Here is a 19,210-nt window from a genome sequence, read left to right on the forward strand (position 1 = left end):
ACACAGGCGGGCCGGCTTGCAAGGCAACGACGCGTAGCTTGCGTGACGCAATCTCCAGGCTCCGCAGAGCGATGCAGTTTTCCACATTACAGAACAGGCATTTCTTAATGTGAAATATTAGTTGATGCACTGCATCATTTTCGCTGGCTAGAGAAGTCTACCAAATTTCATATAGAGAGAACTGAGCGATATGTTGTTGATTTCAAAAGAATAAATATAAGTCTTATATAAGACATAAGAGCTTGCATGGGTCTTGTAGAAGACTTAAAGTGATCTCCATGTCGCGCCGCTGGCGCTCCCGTCATTTCAACACCCTCACGGAGTCTTTATGCCCCAATCCCTGACCCAACAACTGAGCCGCGAGCAGCAAATTGCAGCCCTCGAAAAAGAGTGGGCGCAAGATCCGCGCTGGAAGGGCGTGAAGCGCGGCTACACCGCAGCCGACGTCGTTCGCCTGCGCGGCAGCCTGCAGCCCCAGCACACGCTGGCCCAACGAGGTGCAGAGAATCTGTGGGAAAAGATCAATGGCGGGGCCAAGAAGGGCTACGTCAATGCGTTCGGGGCCATCTCTGCCGGCCAGGCCATGCAGCAGGCCAAGGCCGGTCTGGAGGCCGTGTACCTGTCGGGCTGGCAAGTGGCTGCTGACGGCAACACGTCGGAAACCATGTATCCCGACCAGTCACTGTATGCCTATGACTCGGTACCCACTATGGTGCGCCGTATCAACAACACCTTCAAGCGTGCAGACGAGATTCAGTGGGCCCGCGGCATCAATCCCGGCGACCAGGAGTTCATCGACTACTTCCTGCCTATCGTGGCCGATGCGGAAGCCGGTTTCGGCGGCGTGCTCAACGCCTTCGAGTTGATGAAAAACATGATTGCCGCAGGCGCTGCCGGCGTGCACTTCGAAGACCAACTGGCTGCCGTAAAGAAGTGCGGCCATATGGGTGGCAAAGTGCTGGTTCCTACGCAGGAAGCTTGCGAAAAGCTGATTTCGGCACGTTTCGCTGCCGACGTGATGGGCGTCTCCACCATCATCCTGGCTCGCACCGACGCTGAGGCCGCCAATCTGATCACGTCGGACCACGACGCCAACGACAAGCCATTCCTGACTGGCGAGCGCACTCAAGAGGGTTTCTATCGCGTCAAGAACGGCCTTGAGCAATCCATCAGCCGCGGCGTTGCTTACGCTCCCTACGCTGACCTGGTGTGGTGCGAAACCGGCGTACCCGATATCGGCTTCGCCCGCGAATTCGCCCAAGCGGTGTTGGGCGCCTGCCCTGGCAAGCTGCTGTCGTACAACTGCTCGCCGTCTTTCAACTGGAAGAAAAACCTCAACGACAAGCAGATTGCCTCGTTCCAGGAAGACCTCTCCGCGCTGGGCTACAAGTTCCAGTTCATCACGCTGGCCGGCATCCACATCAACTGGTTCAACACCTTCAAGTTCGCCAACGCCTATGCGGGCGGCGAAGGCATGAAGCACTACGTCAACATGGTGCAAGAGCCAGAATTTGCAGCGCGCGAGCAGGGCTACACGTTTGTTTCGCACCAGCAGGAAGTGGGCGCGGGCTACTTTGACGACGTGACCACGGTGATCCAGGGCGGCACCTCCAGCGTGAAGGCGCTGACGGGTTCCACCGAAGAAGAGCAGTTCCACTGAACTTGACTGTCCCTCGCATGAGGGATCAGACCAAGCGAAAAGACCACCTACCAGGTGGTCTTTTTTTTGCCCGAGCCCAACTTGCACTATAGATTCGAACTCGACGTTCACCCGAATCCTGGGGATGCTTCATTATGGCGAGACGGTCGGTCATTGGTGTTCATTAACGTACGCGATGATTTTCTGCGTAGTGCAAACGGAGGATGATTTTTGTGTTCTGCAAAAGCCGAAACCCCCTTGAACCTGAGGGATTCAAGGGGGTGTGGCAGGGCTGTAAGAGCCTGACGATGACCTACTTTCACACGGGAACCCGCACTATCATTGGCGCGAAGTCGTTTCACTGTCCTGTTCGGGATGGGAAGGAGTGGGACCAACTTGCTATGGTCGTCAAGCATAACTTTTGAGCTTTGCTGAACTGATGTGTTCAACAAGGCGAATTCATAGAGTATGGAATCAGGGGAATTTTTGGTTTGCGTCTGTTGGCATAACAAATCAGCTCTGATGGACCCGATGTGAATCGGATTTTATCAAAGTTATAGGGTCAAGCCGCACGAGCAATTAGTACTGGTTAGCTTAACGCATTGCTGCGCTTCCACACCCAGCCTATCAACGTCCTGGTCTAGAACGACTCTTCAGGGGGGTCGAGCCCCCGGCAGATCTCATCTTGAAACGAGTTTCCCGCTTAGATGCTTTCAGCGGTTATCTCTTCCACACTTAGCTACCCGGCGATGCCACTGGCGTGACAACCGGTACACCAGAGGTGTGTCCACTCCGGTCCTCTCGTACTAGGAGCAGGCTTCCTCAAATCTGCAGCGCCCACGGAAGATAGGGACCAAACTGTCTCACGACGTTTTAAACCCAGCTCACGTACCTCTTTAAATGGCGAACAGCCATACCCTTGGGACCGGCTACAGCCCCAGGATGAGATGAGCCGACATCGAGGTGCCAAACACCGCCGTCGATATGAACTCTTGGGCGGTATCAGCCTGTTATCCCCAGAGTACCTTTTATCCGTTGAGCGATGGCCCTTCCATACAGAACCACCGGATCACTATGTCCTGCTTTCGCATCTGCTCGACTTGTCAGTCTCGCAGTTAAGCACGCTTATGCCATTGCACTATCGTCACGATGTCCGACCGTAACTAGCGTACCTTCGAACTCCTCCGTTACGCTTTGGGAGGAGACCGCCCCAGTCAAACTGCCTACCATGCACTGTCCCCGATCCCGATAAGGGACCTAGGTTAGAACCTCAAACACACCAGGGTGGTATTTCAACGTTGGCTCCACATGATCTAGCGACCACGCTTCAAAGCCTCCCACCTATCCTACACAGATCTGTTCAAAGTCCAATACAAAGCTACAGTAAAGGTTCATGGGGTCTTTCCGTCTTTCCGCGGGTAGATTGCATCATCACAAACATTTCAACTTCGCTGAGTCTCTGGAGGAGACAGTGTGGCCATCGTTACGCCATTCGTGCAGGTCGGAACTTACCCGACAAGGAATTTCGCTACCTTAGGACCGTTATAGTTACGGCCGCCGTTTACTGGGACTTCAATCAAGAGCTTGCACCCCATCATTTAATCTTCCAGCACCGGGCAGGCGTCACACCCTATACGTCCACTTTCGTGTTTGCAGAGTGCTGTGTTTTTATTAAACAGTCGCAGCCACCGATTTTTTGCAACCCCTTTGGGCTCGCCTTGTACAGGTTCACCTACTTGGGGCATACCTTCTCCCGAAGTTACGGTATCAATTTGCCGAGTTCCTTCTCCAGAGTTCTCTCAAGCGCCTTAGAATACTCATCTCGCGCACCAGTGTCGGTTTGCGGTACGGTCGTCAATAGCTGAAGCTTAGTGGCTTTTCCTGGAAGCAGGGTATCACTCACTTCGTGTGCAAGCACACTCGTTATCACCCCTCATCTAAGCCCGGCGGATTTGCCTACCGGGCACGACTACAGGCTTGAACCAACATATCCAACAGTTGGCTGAGCTAACCTTCTCCGTCCCCACATCGCACTATTGATCGGTACAGGAATATTGACCTGTTTCCCATCAGCTACGCATCTCTGCCTCGCCTTAGGGGCCGACTCACTCTACGCCGATGAACGTTGCGTAGAAAACCTTGCGCTTACGGCGAGGGGGCTTTTCACCCCCTTTAACGCTACTCATGTCAGCATTCGCACTTCTGATACCTCCAGCACCCATTACCAGGCACCTTCACAGGCCTACAGAACGCTCTCCTACCACGTGCAATAAATTGCACATCCGCAGCTTCGGTAACTGGCTTAGCCCCGTTACATCTTCCGCGCAGGACGACTCGATCAGTGAGCTATTACGCTTTCTTTAAATGATGGCTGCTTCTAAGCCAACATCCTGACTGTTTTAGCCTTCCCACTTCGTTTCCCACTTAGCCAATTTTAGGGACCTTAGCTGGCGGTCTGGGTTGTTTCCCTCTTGAGTCCGGACGTTAGCACCCGGTGCTCTGTCTCCCAAGCTGTACTCGTCGGTATTCGGAGTTTGCATAGGTTTGGTAAGTCGCCATGACCCCCTAGCCTAAACAGTGCTCTACCCCCGACGGTAATACTTGAGGCACTACCTAAATAGTTTTCGGAGAGAACCAGCTATTTCCAAGTTTGTTTAGCCTTTCGCCCCTATCCACAGCTCATCCGCTAATTTTGCAACATTAGTCGGTTCGGACCTCCAGTACCTGTTACGGCACCTTCATCCTGGCCATGGATAGATCACTTGGTTTCGGGTCTACACCCAGCGACTATGTTCGCCCTATTCGGACTCGATTTCTCTACGGCTTCCCTATTCGGTTAACCTTGCCACTGAATGTAAGTCGCTGACCCATTATACAAAAGGTACGCAGTCACCCCTTGCGAGGCTCCTACTTTTTGTAAGCATGCGGTTTCAGGATCTATTTCACTCCCCTCCCGGGGTTCTTTTCGCCTTTCCCTCACGGTACTGGTTCACTATCGGTCGATGATGAGTATTTAGCCTTGGAGGATGGTCCCCCCATATTCAGACAAGGTTTCTCGTGCCCCGCCCTACTTGTCTGCAGCCTAGTACCACACGTCAACTTTCGCATACAGGGCTATCACCTGCTATGGCCGGGCTTTCCATCCCGTTTTGCTAGCTGTCGTGCTATCACTGCAAGGCTCTTGCGATTTCGCTCGCCACTACTTTCGCAATCTCGGTTGATGTCTTTTCCTCGAGCTACTGAGATGTTTCAGTTCACCCGGTTCGCCTCGCATGACTATGTATTCATCATGCGATACCTATTGCTAGGTGGGTTTCCCCATTCAGATATCTCCGGATCAATGCTTATTTGCCAGCTCCCCGAAGCTTTTCGCAGGCTATCACGTCTTTCGTCGCCTATCATCGCCAAGGCATCCACCACATGCTCTTAGTCACTTGACCCTATAACTTTGACAACTCCTTGCGAAGTTATCTCCATCACAGCGCCTGACTTGCAAGGTCTTTCACCTTGCGCGTTATGCCGTAATCGACTCCAGCTCTTTCGAGCTCTCATCGTAATTACATTTGAATTTCTAACCCAGATTTATTTCTAAACCAAAGTTTGAATATTCGTTTTGACGCAATCAAAAATTCTTGTTGCCGACGGCACGGTGCATCTTGCGATACTTTCCGTCGACAACTCTGATTCGACTCTATGAATTTTTAAAGAACAGCCGATTGATCGATCAATATCGATCAACAACAAAGCAGCCTTTCGCAAAGCCGCTTTGGTGTTGAATGCCCGATTCGTTTTTGGTTGGTGGAGGATGACGGGATCGAACCGACGACCCCCTGCTTGCAAAGCAGGTGCTCTCCCAGCTGAGCTAATCCCCCAGGAATCGCATTATTGTCGTATCGCTTCTGACTGACCAGGCCTGCAGCACTTGGTGGGTCTGGGTGGTCTCGAACCACCGACCCCCGCCTTATCAAGACGGTGCTCTAACCAACTGAGCTACAGACCCAAGTCGGCCTCTGTCAAAGCACCGCGCAACTGTCGCTGCGCGCCACTCCAGCGACTTCTTCCAACAACCGATAAGTGTGGACGTTCAAGGCCTTTGGCCAGTTTTCCAGAAAGGAGGTGATCCAGCCGCACCTTCCGATACGGCTACCTTGTTACGACTTCACCCCAGTCACGAACCCTGCCGTGGTAAGCGCCCTCCTTGCGGTTAGGCTACCTACTTCTGGCAGAACCCGCTCCCATGGTGTGACGGGCGGTGTGTACAAGACCCGGGAACGTATTCACCGTGACATTCTGATCCACGATTACTAGCGATTCCGACTTCACGCAGTCGAGTTGCAGACTGCGATCCGGACTACGACTGGCTTTGTGGGATTGGCTCCCCCTCGCGGGTTGGCAACCCTTTGTACCAGCCATTGTATGACGTGTGTAGCCCCACCTATAAGGGCCATGAGGACTTGACGTCATCCCCACCTTCCTCCGGTTTGTCACCGGCAGTCTCATTAGAGTGCCCAACTAAATGTAGCAACTAATGACAAGGGTTGCGCTCGTTGCGGGACTTAACCCAACATCTCACGACACGAGCTGACGACAGCCATGCAGCACCTGTGTTATGGCTCTCTTTCGAGCACAACTGCGTCTCTGCAGTCTTCCATACATGTCAAAGGTGGGTAAGGTTTTTCGCGTTGCATCGAATTAAACCACATCATCCACCGCTTGTGCGGGTCCCCGTCAATTCCTTTGAGTTTTAACCTTGCGGCCGTACTCCCCAGGCGGTCAACTTCACGCGTTAGCTTCGTTACTGAGAAAGTAAATTCCCAACAACCAGTTGACATCGTTTAGGGCGTGGACTACCAGGGTATCTAATCCTGTTTGCTCCCCACGCTTTCGTGCATGAGCGTCAGTGCAGGCCCAGGGGATTGCCTTCGCCATCGGTGTTCCTCCGCATATCTACGCATTTCACTGCTACACGCGGAATTCCATCCCCCTCTGCCGCACTCTAGCTATACAGTCACTAATGCAGTTCCCAGGTTGAGCCCGGGGATTTCACATCTGTCTTATATAACCGCCTGCGCACGCTTTACGCCCAGTAATTCCGATTAACGCTTGCACCCTACGTATTACCGCGGCTGCTGGCACGTAGTTAGCCGGTGCTTATTCTTACGGTACCGTCATGGACCCCCTTTATTAGAAGAGATCTTTTCGTTCCGTACAAAAGCAGTTTACAACCCGAAGGCCTTCATCCTGCACGCGGCATGGCTGGATCAGGCTTTCGCCCATTGTCCAAAATTCCCCACTGCTGCCTCCCGTAGGAGTCTGGGCCGTGTCTCAGTCCCAGTGTGGCTGGTCGTCCTCTCAGACCAGCTACAGATCGTCGGCTTGGTAAGCTTTTATCCCACCAACTACCTAATCTGCCATCGGCCGCTCCATGAGCGCAAGGTCCTTGCGAATCCCCTGCTTTCATCCGTAGATCGTATGCGGTATTAGCACAGCTTTCGCTGCGTTATCCCCCACTCTCGGGCACGTTCCGATGTATTACTCACCCGTTCGCCACTCGTCAGCCACCGAAGTGCTGTTACCGTTCGACTTGCATGTGTAAGGCATGCCGCCAGCGTTCAATCTGAGCCAGGATCAAACTCTACAGTTCGATCTTGTGTTTTTTTGCCTCTCTCGAGGCACACTCAAAATTAAGAATTGAAGTGAACTTCACTTCTCTCTCATGAGCGTTTGCGAAGCCAATGAAGACTTCTTTTGTTCCAAAGAACTTTAGGCCTAATGCCTCAAACGCCCACGCTTATCGGCTGTATGTTTTTAATGTTCCGCGCCAGCATCCGAGAGTCTTAACCCCTTCTTGCCAGCCTGCCCCGCTGCGATCAGCGAAGCCTTGAATTATAGCAGGATTTCTTGGCTCCTGTCAAAGTCAACGAAAGAATTTTTCGCCAACCCCAATCCGCCTCCATACCTCCCCACCACCACAGCCGCACCGACTAGACCCCTTCAGATCTTCACCACATCCAGCTGAGCCTCGCATTGTAGTACGGGTTTTCGATAGGAATGATCAAATCAGAGGAAATTTTTGCGTCGGCAGTGCTGACGCTCTCTGCATGCTGTGGAATCCAGTAAGAGAAGATCCCAGGTCACTACAGGTCAACAATAAAAAACCCCGCTATCGATTAGATAGCAGGGTTTTCAATGTGTACTTGGGGTGGCTGATGGGGCTCGAACCCACGACAACAGGAATCACAATCCTGGACTCTACCAACTGAGCTACAGCCACCGCAGAGCCTTGAAGTATACGATGAATTTTTCTGGTTTTATCCGACAGCGCTCACTAACTCCGTACTGGGCTTAGGCACTTTGATCTGCGCTTTGAAGCGCTGCTTCAGCCAATCGTAGTAAGCGAGCGCTTCCGCCTTCGTCAGCCACTGCGCGTATTGCTCGCGGCGCTGCGCTGCGACGGCTTCAGCGGGGGTCTGCGTGTCGACGATGCGGGCGATCTCTGCCACTGCATAGCCTTGCGTTCCCAGGTCGACACCTATCCAAGCCGGGAGATGCGAGGGGTCTTCGCTTAGCACCTTGTCCACCAATGCGGGCGCTTGATCGTGGACGTCCTGTCTTGAGACCACCACTGGCGCAGAGAGCGTCTTGCCAGCGGAGGCAGGATTCTTGGTCCACTCGGCCCGCTTGGCTTCCCCCTCGCTGCGAGCGAGCTCTTGCGATTTTTTCGCGATGAACAAACGCCTGACTTTGTCGCGTGCCTCTTCAAAGCTGAGTGTCCGGGCCGGCGTGTAACGCGTGATGCGGGCAGACGCCAACTGATTGGGGCCAACTTCTATTGCCTCCGTGTTGCGCTTGTTCTCAACCGAGTCGCTAGAGAAAAGCGCAGCCCGCAACTTGGCGCTGGCAAGCACACCTTTGTCTTCTGCACTCATTTCGCGGGTGACTCCGGTCGCCGTGTGCAGCTTGAGCTTGAGCTTCTCCACCACGGGGGCCAGACTGTCCGACTGCTCGTAAACCATATTAGTGAAGGTTTCGGCAATCTCAGCGAACTTTCGCTGAGATTGCTGTTGACGGAGCTGATTTTCGATGTCGGCACGCTTTTCCTCGAAACTGGGAGTACGCGCAGCCTTGATATCCGTGAGCTTGATGATGTGGTATCCGAAATCGCTCTCAACCACATCACTGATGGCATTTTTTTCCAAGCCAAAAGCGGCGTCCTCAAAGGGTTTGACCATGGCACCACGACCAAAGAATCCCAGATCTCCGCCTTGACCGGCGGAGCCGGGGTCCTGTGAGTTTTTCTTGGCCACTTCGGCAAACGTCTCGGGGGCTTTGCGCACTTGCGCCAACAACTCCTCAGCGCGTGCTTTTGCCGCAGCACGCTGTGCGGCCGGCGCACCCTTGGCTGCCGCGATCAGAATGTGGCTGGCCTTGCGCTCTTCTTTGCCGGCAAACTGCGCAGCATTTTCCTTGTAATAAGTTTGGAGATCGTCTTCGTTCAATGCGATGCTTGCACGCACTGCGTCGAGATCCAGCACCACGTATTCCACGTCCGCGCGCTCGGGTTGCTTGAACTGGTCGGCGTTCGCTTTGTAGTAGGTTTCGAGATCCGCATCTGAGACCTGCACTTTAGAAGCAAAGTCTGTTGGCTTGAAGTGAGCCACCCGAATTTGCCGCTGCTGAAACAGCGGAGCGAGTGTCACATCAGCCTGTGCGGGCGTAGCGAAGCTCGTATTGACCACGGCGCCCAGAACTTGGTTGACCGCCAGGTCATAGCGCATGCGGGACTCAAAACCTTCCGGGGTCAGTCCCTGCGTAGCGACCAGCTTGCGATAAGCCTCCGCGTCCAGGCTGCCGTCGGGCCGGCGCAATGCGGCGATCTCGGGAATCTCCTGCAATGCGCTCGCAAGACGGGCGTTGCTGGGCTGGAGATGGAATTTATTCGCTGCGGACTGCAGAACGCGATCACGGACCATGCGCTCCAAGGTGCCATAGCGCGCCTGCGGCGAATCGAGCAGCGCGCCGTCGATACCCGGCTGCTGTGCACGCAACCGGTCGGACTCAATGCGATGGGCGTTGTCCCATTCGGCCTGGGTGATGTCCTGACCGTCGACGCGCGCGACAACGGGGCTGCTGCCTGAGAAGTAGCTGGAATCAATGCCAACAAGGACAAACGACGGAATGATCAGCAAGAACATCACGAGCATCGCAATTTTCGAGTGCTTGCGGATGGATTCAAACATGGGCCAGTCTTTCAATGACAAAAAGAAAAGGCGAACTTGCGTTCGCCTTTGTATCAGTGGTGGGTGCTGACGGGGTCGAACCGCCGACCTACGCCTTGTAAGGGCGCCGCTCTACCAACTGAGCTAAGCACCCCACCTTGATCTGTGCGTCAGTTCAAAGCGTCTTTCAACGCCTTGCCTGGACGAAACTTTGGAACCTTTGCAGCCTTGATTTTAATCGCAGCGCCAGTGCGAGGATTGCGCCCGGTGCGCGCGGCGCGCTTGCCGACAGCAAAAGTGCCGAAACCGACGAGTGAAACCGTGCCGCCCTTCTTCAAGGTTTTCTTGACCGCCTCGATGGTCGACTCCAGCGCGCGCGCGGCAGCAGCTTTGGACAGGTCAGCATTGTTTGCGATGTGCTCGATCAGTTCGGTTTTGTTCACAAGAAGCCTCTCGGGGAATTAGGGGTGATTGTCTCTTGGTTTTCTGGCCGTTGCCTGCCTCGGGTCTCCAGATTCGTCGGCCAGGGCGCGACGGCTTGAGAGGCAGGTTGAGCACACGCGGTGCTGCCGATTCAGATTAAAACCACCGGGATTCACGGTGTCAAGACGGGCCGCAAGCAACCCGCAAAGAGCTTGAATTCTATTCGTATTCGGGCGTCTGTCTGGCGGCTCCGCGACTGCGAGCGCAATTGGCCACATATGCGCGACTTCCCTGATTGACATTGAGGGCTTGCGTCAGATGACATTGAAGAATGTGCGACCCAAAACCCATGCGGACAGTCAAGCGCTCCGCAACGCCCTGCCTTACTCCGCTGACGGGAATGCAAACGATACTGCACTCGGTGTTTAAACTCCTAAATTTATAGCGAAAAAAGTTTACTCAATAAGCGCTGGGAGCCAATTGAAGAAAAACTTTTACTTCACGCGAGCGCGGATTTCGGGCAATGCTTTTTGCAGGTAGTACACCATGGACCAGACGGTGAGCACGGCCGCAATCCAGATCAGCCACAGCCCCACCACGCCGGAATCCAGCCCTGCAGGGAGTGGCCCGTCGTAGAGAAGAAACGGAATCGCCACCATCTGCGCTGTGGTCTTGAGTTTTCCCAGCATGTGCACGGCCACGCTGCGCGAAGCTCCAATCTGCGCCATCCATTCGCGCAGTGCCGAGATGGCGATCTCGCGCCCGATGATGATGAGCGCAACGAACACGTCGGTGCGCTGCAGATGCACCAGCACAAGCAGCGACGCGGCCACCAGAAACTTGTCGGCCACAGGGTCCAGGAAGGCGCCAAACGACGAAGTCTGGTTCAAACGCCGTGCCAAAAAGCCATCGAGCCAGTCGGTGGCGGCGAACACCACGAACATCACCGTGGCAATCAGGTTGCGCGACTCTTCGGTCAGTGGCAGGTAGAAGACCCCGACGATCAACGGTATCGCGACAATACGCGTCCAGGTCATGATGGTGGGGATAGTCCAGAACATGGCGCTGATTGTGTCACGCGCAGGGACTGTCAACGGACTCCACCTTGCGTGAAAGCCTGGTCAATTTGGACCGGACCTCATCGCAGCGCGCGGTAGATTTCCTGTGCCAGTTCGAGTGAAATGCCATCCACCGTGCACAGGTCTGCCACGCTCGCCTCTGCCACCCCGCGCACCCCACCAAAACGCTGCAGCAGGCGCGCGCGCTTCTTGGGGCCGACGCCAGCGATGTCTTCCAGCCGGCTGCCCCCCGTGCGCACGCGAGCCCGGGCCGCGCGCATGCCGGTAATGGCAAAGCGGTGGGCTTCGTCGCGGATCTGCGCCACCAGCATCAGCGCAGCCGAGTCCTTGCCGAGGTAAACCTTCTCACGCCCGTCGGCAAACACCAGCTCTTCCAGGCCCACCTTGCGAGCCTCGCCTTTCTCGACGCCGACGATGCGCGCGATATCCAGGCCCAGCTCCTGAAACACCTCGCGTGCCACACCTACCTGCCCCTTCCCGCCATCGATCAGCACCAGATCGGGCAGGCGCGCACTTCCCCGCGCGGGCTCTGCGCCGCCCGCTTCGCGCTGCGCTTCGGCCACCTTGCTGTAGCGCCGCAGCAGCACTTGGCGCATGGCGGCGTAATCGTCGCCGCCGGTGATGCCATCAATGTTGAAACGCCGGTACTCGCTGCTTTGCATCTTGTGGTTCTGAAACACCACGCACGATGCTTGAGTCGATTCGCCCGCCGTGTGCGAGATGTCGAAACACTCGATTCGGAGAATGTCCAGATCATCCTGTGACACATCCAGCGCCTGCGCCAGCGCGCGGGTGCGAGCCTGCTGCGAGCCTTCTTCGGCAAGCAGGCGGGTGAGCTGCAGCTGCGCGTTGTTCTGCGCCATGTCCAACCAGGCGCGGCGCTGCTCGCGCGGCTGATGCACCGCAGCAATGCGCACGCCCGCTTGCACACCCAGCGCGTCGAGCAGGCTGCGCTCTACCGGTTCACTGGTGACGAGCACTGGCGGTACCGGTACGTCGAGGTAGTGCTGGGCGACAAAGGCATGAAGCACCAACGCCTCCACACGCAAGACTGGGCTGGCTTCGTCGTCGGTGCCCGATACTCCTTGGCCCTGCTCTGCGTCAGGTTCATCTGCACGCACATCCTGCAGGGCTACCGCGTCGTCCACATGCACGGGAAAATAGGCCCGGTCACCCAGGTGCCGGCCCCCACGCACCATGGCCAGGTTGACGCAGGCACGCCCACCCTGCACGCGCACGGCGAGGATGTCCACATCCTTGTCGCTCGTCGTCTCCACCGATTGCTGGTGCAGCACACGCGAGAGTGCGGTGATCTGGTTGCGCACCTCGGCCGCCTGCTCAAATTCGAGGCGTTCGGCGTGCGCCAGCATGCTCTGCTGCAAAGCCTCCATCACCGCTCCCGCCTCACCGCGAAGCAGGGCTTCGGCATGCGCCACATCCACAGCATAGGCTTCGGGCGAAATCAGACCCACGCATGGCGCGCTGCAGCGCTTGATCTGATAGAGAAGACAGGGACGCGTGCGGTTGGCAAACACCGTGTCTTCACAGGTACGCAGGCGAAACACCTTTTGCAGCAGCAAAATGGTTTCCTTCACTGCCCAGCCACTCGGGTAGGGCCCGAAATAGCGGTGTTTCTTGTCGGTTTTGCCGCGGTAATACGCAAGGCGCGGAAAACGCTGGCTTGGGTCGTCCCCCGTGCCATCTTTCGCTGATACGCCAGTGATCTTCAGGTAGGGGTAGCTCTTGTCGTCGCGAAAAAGGATGTTGTACTTAGGTTGGAGCGTCTTGATGAGGTTGTTTTCCAGCAGCAGCGCTTCGGCTTCCGAGCGCACCACCGTGGTCTCCAGGCGGACGATGCGCCCCACCATGTGGCCAATGCGCGTACCGTCTTGCTGCCGGGTGAAATAGCTAGACACCCGCTTTTTCAGGTTCCGCGCCTTGCCCACGTACAGCAGCACGTCGCCCGAGTCGAAATAGCGGTACACACCGGGCAGCGGGGGCAGCGCCGCCACCTGGGCGAGCAATTCTTCGGAATGCATTTCGGACATGGCGCTATTGTGCAAACTTGGCTTGCAGCCTACGCAAGCTGTGGACAATTGACGCATGAGCGCCCTGCCCTCCCAAAAATTCCCTCATCGGCAATGGGATGTGTTCTGCCGCGTCGTCGACAATTTTGGTGACATCGGCGTGTGCTGGCGCCTCGCCAGCCAGCTGGCTGCCAATGGCCAGCGCGTGCGCTTGTGGGTGGACGACGCATCCGCGCTGACCTGGATGGCGCCTGAGGGGGCAGCGGGCGTTGATGTGCGCCGCTGGGGCGCACTGCCTGCTGCGCACGAACCTGCGAGCGACGTTCTGGTGGAAGCCTTCGGCTGCGAGATCGCTCCTGAATTTATAGCTGCGTGCGTAAATCAGGTAAGCGCTGGAGCCAAGAAACCCGTATGGATCAACCTCGAATACCTTTCGGCCGAACCATGGGTGGGCCGCCACCATGGCCTGCCCAGCCCCGTGCTGCATGGGCCGGCAGCCGGCTGGACGAAGTGGTTTTATTACCCCGGCTTTGGTGAGGACACTGGTGGCTTGCTGCGTGAACGCGGTTTGATGGAATGCGTCCAGGCATTCGATCGCGATGTCTGGCGACGCCAACAAGGGGGAGATGCACCAACCCAAGGGGAGCGCTGGGTTTCGCTGTTTTGCTACGAACCACCTGCGCTGGTCGACTGGCTGCAGCAATGCGAACAAGCCGTGGCCGAGCCGACCCGCCTGCTGGTCACAGCCGGCCGCGCCCAGCGCGCCGTATGCGCTGCCAGACAGAAAATTTTGGGCCAAATTGGCCCCCAGCGCTTATCTGGTAAGCCTGAGCAGCTACATATTTTGAATCTTGATGCACGCCCACAGCCAGCCTACGACGAGCTGCTCTGGGCCTGCGATCTGAATTTTGTGCGCGGCGAAGATTCGCTGGTGCGCGCATTGTGGGCGGGCGAGCCGCTGGTCTGGCATATCTACCCCCAGGACGATGGCGCGCATGGGCCCAAACTGGAGGCCTTTCTTGACTGGCTGCAGGCGCCCCCCGGCCTGCGCCACTTCCATGCCGTATGGAATGGCCTGGCACCTGGACCGCTCCCGGTGGTAAACGCTGAGGTGCTGCAAAACTGGGGCGCTTGCATGCGCGCAGCGCGCACCCGTTTGCTCCTGCAAAACGATTTGTTGACTCAGCTACTGGGTTTTTGCGAGAGCAAACGCTAAAATGGCAGGCTTTGCGCAATCGGGCCGGCCGCATTTTGCTCCGGCACCGCGCATTCTCCGCCGCGGAATATGCTCCGGCGCGGCTGCCCACCGGCACGCTGGCGCTTCGCATTGAGCGGCCCAAACCCAGCAATACGCTATGAAAATCGCTCAAGAAATCCGCGCCGGCAACGTCATCATGCATGGCAAGGACCCCATGGTCGTCCTCAAGACCGAATACTCCCGCGGCGGCCGCAACTCGGCCACGGTGCGCATGAAGCTCAAAAGCCTCATCGGCAACTTCGGCACCGAAGTCGTCTTCAAGGCCGACGACAAAATGGACCAGGTCATTCTGGACAAGAAGGATTGCACCTACTCCTACTTTGCCGATCCCATGTACGTCTGGATGGACCCGGACTACAACCAGTACGAAGTGGAATCAGAGAACATGGGCGACGCCCTGAACTACCTCGAAGACGGCATGACCGCCGAAGTGGTGTTCTACGACGGCAAAGCCATTTCGGTCGAGCTGCCCACCGGCGTCGAGCGCGAAGTTACCTGGACTGAGCCCGCCGTCAAGGGCGACACCTCTGGCAAGGTCCTGAAGCCTGCCAAGATTGCCACTGGTTTTGAAGTGCCGGTGCCGCTGTTTGTCTCGCAAGGCGACAAGATTGAAATCGACACCCGTACCGGCGAATACCGCAAGCGCGTCTAGGGCATGACGAGCGCAACAAAAAGGCTTCCTTCGGGAAGCCTTTTTTCTTGCTGCGCGGTCTGCCCCGCTCAGATGGGCTGTGCCACCAGGTCGTGCCCCTGTACGCCCACAATGCGGGCGCGGGTGAATTCGCCCACTTTAAGCTGCTTGCTGATTTTCTCCGGCGGCAGCAACTGCACTACGCCGTCGATCTCGGGCGCATCGGCGTAGCTGCGGCCCACACCGCCCTTGCGCCCTAAGCCGGGCGCGTGGTCTATCAACACCTGCATGGTTGCACCCACGCGGCGCCGCAGCTTGGCAATCGACACCTCTTCGGCCACCGCCATGAAACGCGCGCGGCGTTCTTCACGCAGCTCGATCGGGAGCATGCCCGGCAGTTGGTTGGCAGCAGCGCCCGTCACGTCGCTATAGGCAAAGCAACCTGCGCGGTCGATCTCAGCCTCGCGCAGGAAGTCCAGCAGATGCTGGAATTCTTCTTCCGTCTCGCCGGGGAAGCCGGCGATAAAGGTGCTGCGGATGACGATTTCGGGGCAGGCCGCGCGCCAGCGCTCGATGCGTTCCAGATTTTTCTCGCCGCTGGCCGGTCGCTTCATGCGCTTGAGGACGTCGGGATGGCTGTGCTGGAATGGCACGTCCAGATACGGCAGTATTCTTCCCGTGGCCATGAGTGGAATCACCTCGTCCACGCTCGGATACGGGTACACATAGTGCAAACGCACCCAGGCGCCATAGGGCTCGGCGATTTCCCCCAGCTTTTGCACCAACTCCAGCATGCGGGTCTTCACCGGCTGACCATCCCAGAAACCAGTCCGGTACTTGACATCCACGCCGTAGGCCGAGGTATCCTGACTGATCACCAGCAGCTCTTTGACGCCGCCAGCAAACAGCGCTTTCGCCTCCGCCAGTACATCGCCCACCGGACGCGAGACCAGGTCGCCACGCATCGAGGGGATGATGCAGAAGGTGCAGCGGTGGTTGCAGCCCTCGCTGATTTTCAAATAAGCGTAGTGGCGCGGCGTGAGCTTGATGCCCGCGACGCCAAACGCGCCGGGGACCAGATCCACAAAGGGGTCATGCGGCTTGGGCAGGTTGCGGTGCACCGCATCCATCACTTCCTGCGTCGCTTGCGCACCCGTCACTGCGAGCACGCTGGGGTGCATCTGCTGCACATAGTTGCCGCCGCTCTCACCTTGGCGCGCGCCCAGACAGCCCGTGACGATGACCTTGCCGTTTTCAGCCAGCGCCTCGCCAATGGTGTTGAGGCTCTCGCGCACGGCATCGTCAATAAAACCGCAGGTATTGACGATGACCAGATCTGCGCCCTCGAAGGTCTTGGAGGTCTCGTAGCCCTCGGCGCTCAGTTGCGTGAGGATCAGCTCGGAGTCGGTCAGGTTCTTGGGGCAGCCCAAGCTGGCGAAGCCGATTTTGGGAATTTTGGGTGGGGAAACAACGTCGTTCATCCCCGTATTGTCCTGTACCGCCAGAAAATGGCGGAGGACATGCGCGTCAGCGTTTCAAACCCATGGCGCCGAGCATCTGCTCGGTCTGCTTTTGCATCTGCTCCTGCATTTGAGAAAACAGTGTGCGCGACTGCTCGGCGTAGTTGCCCATCAGGCCCGGCACCATAGGCGCCTGGCCTCCCATGAACTGCGTCCAGGCCTCGGGCGTCATGCCATGCGCCTGCTCCGCAAGCTTCGCCTGGATGTCGGTGAACGCCTGCACGTTGTTCTCCAGGTAGCTACCCATGAAACCCTGCATGGCATGGCCGTAAAAACGGATGATGTTGGCAAGCGCCGCCTCGGTGAACATGGGACGCCCGCCCGCCTCTTCTTCAAGAATGATTTGCAGGAAGATGCTGCGCGTGATGTCTTCGCCCGACTTCGCATCGCGCACCACGAGCGGCTGGCGCTCCATCACCAAATGCTTCACTTCCGAGAGTGTGATGTAGCTTGACGTATTGGTGTCGTACAGGCGCCGGTTAGGATATTTCTTGATGACACGCGCCGCCGCTTTGCTAACGGGGGCAGCTTTTTGTTCGGGCATTTCAGACATTCCTTAGGCCTCCGGCCCGCTATTGCACTGCAACACATTCTAGGCAGCCCCCGGCCAGGCGACGCGCAGGAATACCCTGAGCAGAGCGGCAAGTTCGCACGCCGCCAAAGGCCATTGGCTGACAGGTGCAGCGCGGCAAGCGCCTGCACACTCAACTCCACCCCGCCCTATGGAGCCCGCCAATGCCCCCGTCCGAATCCAAAGAAATCACGCAGGCAGAGAAAAAAGTGGCTTCGGTGCTCGACGAACTGGAGGCCGAGACACACTCCGATGTGAGCCGCATCGCGCTGGAGGATGTTGTCGATACCAACCCAGTCACCGGGCGCCCCGAGGTGCTCAAGGCCGTGGATATACAGGTCCAGCCACGATCAACACGCAATTGGTCACGCACAACCTGAGACGGCAGGCCCTGTCTGCACCCGCTGCTGCTCGCGACGGGTCAGATTGGACGAAAAAAAAGGCCCGCATGTCTGCGAACCCTTGATTTCACTACCATTTTTGGTAGGCGCGATTGGACTCGAACCAACGACCCCCACCATGTCAACGCAAAAATCAAGGACCTCCATGGAAATCTAAGGACTTGATTTCATTAACAATTTTTGATTTTTTATCCAACAATCTCCAGACATTTCCACCCATTTTTTCCGTACAATTTCCGCACAGCCTCCGTACTTCATTAAGGTCTGCCTGGATCGGGAGATGGGTTATGCAGCACATCCACCAAGTCACTCAGCGCGCTCGTCTCGCACCTCGACGAGAACCTTACTGGGCCCCCCTCAGCAAGGGGCGCCACGTGGGCTACCGCAAGATGTCGGGCGGCGCAGGCACCTGGGTCGCACGCTACTACGACGAGGGAACTCGCAAGAAGACCTACAAGGCCCTCGGCGACTTCTCACTGCAGCCAGATCACCAGCGCTACGACCTAGCAACCCGCGCTGCTGCGCAGTGGTTTGAGCACATATCTAGAGGCGGCCTGACCACCGTCACTACGGTCAAGGACGCTTGCGACCACTACGTGACCCACCAGCGCCGCATGCGCTCTGAGAAAGCCGCACATGACGCGGAACAGCGCTTCAAAAACTACGTCCTGAATGATCCCAAGCTGGCAGCGATGGATTTGGCGAAGCTAACGCCCAGCCACATCGCAGCGTGGCGCAAAGCGCTGCAGGACAAGCCCAAGAAGAACGGCAAACCTCGCTCGAACAGTTCCTTCAATCGGGACATGACATGTTTCCGGGCTGCACTCAACCTCGCCCTGGAAGATGGCTTCGTCACCACCAACTTCGCATGGCGTAGCAAGCTCAAACCCCTGAAGGGTGTGGACCGCCGACGCGAGCTGTATCTCAACATCGAGCAGCGTCGCACCTTCATCGCGCACGCGGCTGATGATCTTGCTCAGTTTCTCCGGGGCATGTCCCTGGTGCCCTTGCGACCGGGTGCATTGGCGAAATTACAGGTCGCCCAATACGACCCGCGCCTTCAAACCCTCTCCGTCGGCAGCGACAAAGCCGGCCAGGGTCGGCGCATCGCCTTACCGCAAACAACAGCCAAGCTTTTCGAAGAGCTCTGCAGGGACCAGCCAGGAACAGCGCCGATTTTCCGTCGAGCCAATGGCAAGGCTTGGAACAAGGACGCCTGGAAACACCCGGTCAGCGATGCCGTGACCGCCGCAGACCTGCCCGCAGGTACCACCATGTACACCTTGCGCCACAGCACCATCACCGACCTAGTGCAGACCGGGCTGGACACCCTGACCGTAGCCCAAATCTCGGGTACTTCCGTGCGAATGATCGAGCTGTACTACGGCCACCTGACCCGCGAGCACGCGAAAAACGCCCTGGCCACACTCGCGCTCTGACGA

11 protein-coding genes, 4 tRNA genes and 3 rRNA genes are annotated in these 19,210 nt (G+C 57.1%); 5 read left to right on the forward strand and 13 right to left on the reverse strand.

The features are described 5' to 3' along the window. Window positions 1-328: 328 nt before the first annotated feature. Window positions 329-1,660: an isocitrate lyase gene (aceA, locus tag C6571_RS00475; RefSeq protein WP_106444932.1), complete on the forward strand. Its 1,332-nt coding sequence runs from the start codon at window positions 329-331 to the stop codon at window positions 1,658-1,660. Window positions 1,661-1,939: 279 nt separating this feature from the next. On the opposite strand, the gene rrf is transcribed toward aceA, so the two are convergent. The 11 genes from rrf to uvrC form a co-directional block, all read right to left on the reverse strand. Further along, a 5S ribosomal RNA gene (rrf, locus tag C6571_RS00480) occupies window positions 1,940-2,052 on the reverse strand. A gap of 145 nt (window positions 2,053-2,197) precedes the next feature. Then, a 23S ribosomal RNA gene (locus C6571_RS00485) occupies window positions 2,198-5,079 on the reverse strand. 356 nt (window positions 5,080-5,435) lie between these two features. Beyond that, a tRNA-Ala gene (locus C6571_RS00490) sits at window positions 5,436-5,511 on the reverse strand. 51 nt (window positions 5,512-5,562) lie between these two features. Further along, a tRNA-Ile gene (locus tag C6571_RS00495) sits at window positions 5,563-5,639 on the reverse strand. Between the two features lie 109 nt (window positions 5,640-5,748). Then, window positions 5,749-7,283, reverse strand: a 16S ribosomal RNA gene (locus C6571_RS00500). The 16S, 23S and 5S rRNA genes sit together here with 2 tRNA genes alongside, the layout of an rRNA operon. Window positions 7,284-7,837: 554 nt before the next feature. Then, window positions 7,838-7,913 (reverse strand) — tRNA-His (locus tag C6571_RS00505). A 37-nt stretch (window positions 7,914-7,950) separates the two neighbouring features. Then, complete coding sequence (locus C6571_RS00510) at window positions 7,951-9,879, reverse strand: SurA N-terminal domain-containing protein (protein ID WP_106444934.1); 1,929 nt, start codon at window positions 9,877-9,879, stop codon at window positions 7,951-7,953. Between the two features lie 57 nt (window positions 9,880-9,936). Then, window positions 9,937-10,012: transfer RNA gene (locus C6571_RS00515), tRNA-Val, on the reverse strand. Between the two features lie 16 nt (window positions 10,013-10,028). Next, a complete protein-coding gene (locus tag C6571_RS00520) occupies window positions 10,029-10,301 on the reverse strand; it encodes an HU family DNA-binding protein (RefSeq protein ID WP_106444936.1) in 273 nt (90 codons plus the stop codon). Between the two features lie 474 nt (window positions 10,302-10,775). After that, a complete protein-coding gene (gene pgsA, locus C6571_RS00525) occupies window positions 10,776-11,342 on the reverse strand; it encodes a CDP-diacylglycerol--glycerol-3-phosphate 3-phosphatidyltransferase (protein ID WP_106444938.1) in 567 nt (188 codons plus the stop codon). Window positions 11,343-11,419: 77 nt separating this feature from the next. Beyond that, window positions 11,420-13,408: an excinuclease ABC subunit UvrC gene (uvrC, locus tag C6571_RS00530; protein ID WP_106444940.1), complete on the reverse strand. Its 1,989-nt coding sequence runs from the start codon at window positions 13,406-13,408 to the stop codon at window positions 11,420-11,422. Window positions 13,409-13,463: 55 nt separating this feature from the next. Here uvrC and earP point away from each other — a divergent pair, with 55 nt between their 5' ends. Continuing rightward, window positions 13,464-14,603 (forward strand): elongation factor P maturation arginine rhamnosyltransferase EarP, encoded by a 1,140-nt coding sequence (gene earP, locus C6571_RS00535; protein WP_106444942.1) that lies wholly within the window; start codon window positions 13,464-13,466, stop codon window positions 14,601-14,603. A gap of 139 nt (window positions 14,604-14,742) precedes the next feature. Beyond that, on the forward strand, window positions 14,743-15,297 hold the full coding sequence (gene efp / locus C6571_RS00540) for an elongation factor P (protein ID WP_106444944.1): 555 nt from the start codon (window positions 14,743-14,745) through the stop codon (window positions 15,295-15,297). Window positions 15,298-15,365: 68 nt separating this feature from the next. On the opposite strand, the gene rimO is transcribed toward efp, so the two are convergent. After that, window positions 15,366-16,757: a 30S ribosomal protein S12 methylthiotransferase RimO gene (gene rimO / locus C6571_RS00545; protein ID WP_106444946.1), complete on the reverse strand. Its 1,392-nt coding sequence runs from the start codon at window positions 16,755-16,757 to the stop codon at window positions 15,366-15,368. A 46-nt stretch (window positions 16,758-16,803) separates the two neighbouring features. Beyond that, the gene (gene phaR, locus C6571_RS00550; RefSeq protein WP_106447943.1) at window positions 16,804-17,340 is read right to left on the reverse strand and encodes a polyhydroxyalkanoate synthesis repressor PhaR; all 537 of its coding nucleotides are present in this window, start codon (window positions 17,338-17,340) and stop codon (window positions 16,804-16,806) included. Between the two features lie 191 nt (window positions 17,341-17,531). On the opposite strand from phaR, the gene C6571_RS00555 reads away from it, so the two are divergent. Next, window positions 17,532-17,747: a hypothetical protein gene (locus C6571_RS00555; protein ID WP_106444948.1), complete on the forward strand. Its 216-nt coding sequence runs from the start codon at window positions 17,532-17,534 to the stop codon at window positions 17,745-17,747. 395 nt (window positions 17,748-18,142) lie between these two features. Continuing rightward, entirely contained in the window at window positions 18,143-19,207 is a 1,065-nt protein-coding gene (locus C6571_RS00560) for a tyrosine-type recombinase/integrase (protein WP_245901340.1), read from the forward strand. Window positions 19,208-19,210 lie beyond the last annotated feature (3 nt).

The sequence above is a fragment of the Simplicispira suum genome (assembly GCF_003008595.1).
Classification (GTDB): Bacteria; Pseudomonadota; Gammaproteobacteria; order Burkholderiales; family Burkholderiaceae_C; genus Simplicispira; species Simplicispira suum.

What these genes read in the sequence shown, in the direction of transcription:
- efp (WP_106444944.1), top strand. Translation starts at nt 14,743, where the DNA reads ATGAAAATCGCTCAAGAAATCCGCGCCGGCAACGTCATCATGCATGGC.
- C6571_RS00510 (WP_106444934.1), bottom strand. Translation starts at nt 9,879, where the DNA reads ATGTTTGAATCCATCCGCAAGCACTCGAAAATTGCGATGCTCGTGATG.
- rimO (WP_106444946.1), bottom strand. Translation starts at nt 16,757, where the DNA reads ATGAACGACGTTGTTTCCCCACCCAAAATTCCCAAAATCGGCTTCGCC.
- uvrC (WP_106444940.1), bottom strand. Translation starts at nt 13,408, where the DNA reads ATGTCCGAAATGCATTCCGAAGAATTGCTCGCCCAGGTGGCGGCGCTG.
- C6571_RS00555 (WP_106444948.1), top strand. Translation starts at nt 17,532, where the DNA reads ATGCCCCCGTCCGAATCCAAAGAAATCACGCAGGCAGAGAAAAAAGTG.
- aceA (WP_106444932.1), top strand. Translation starts at nt 329, where the DNA reads ATGCCCCAATCCCTGACCCAACAACTGAGCCGCGAGCAGCAAATTGCA.
- pgsA (WP_106444938.1), bottom strand. Translation starts at nt 11,342, where the DNA reads ATGTTCTGGACTATCCCCACCATCATGACCTGGACGCGTATTGTCGCG.
- phaR (WP_106447943.1), bottom strand. Translation starts at nt 17,340, where the DNA reads ATGCCCGAACAAAAAGCTGCCCCCGTTAGCAAAGCGGCGGCGCGTGTC.
- earP (WP_106444942.1), top strand. Translation starts at nt 13,464, where the DNA reads ATGAGCGCCCTGCCCTCCCAAAAATTCCCTCATCGGCAATGGGATGTG.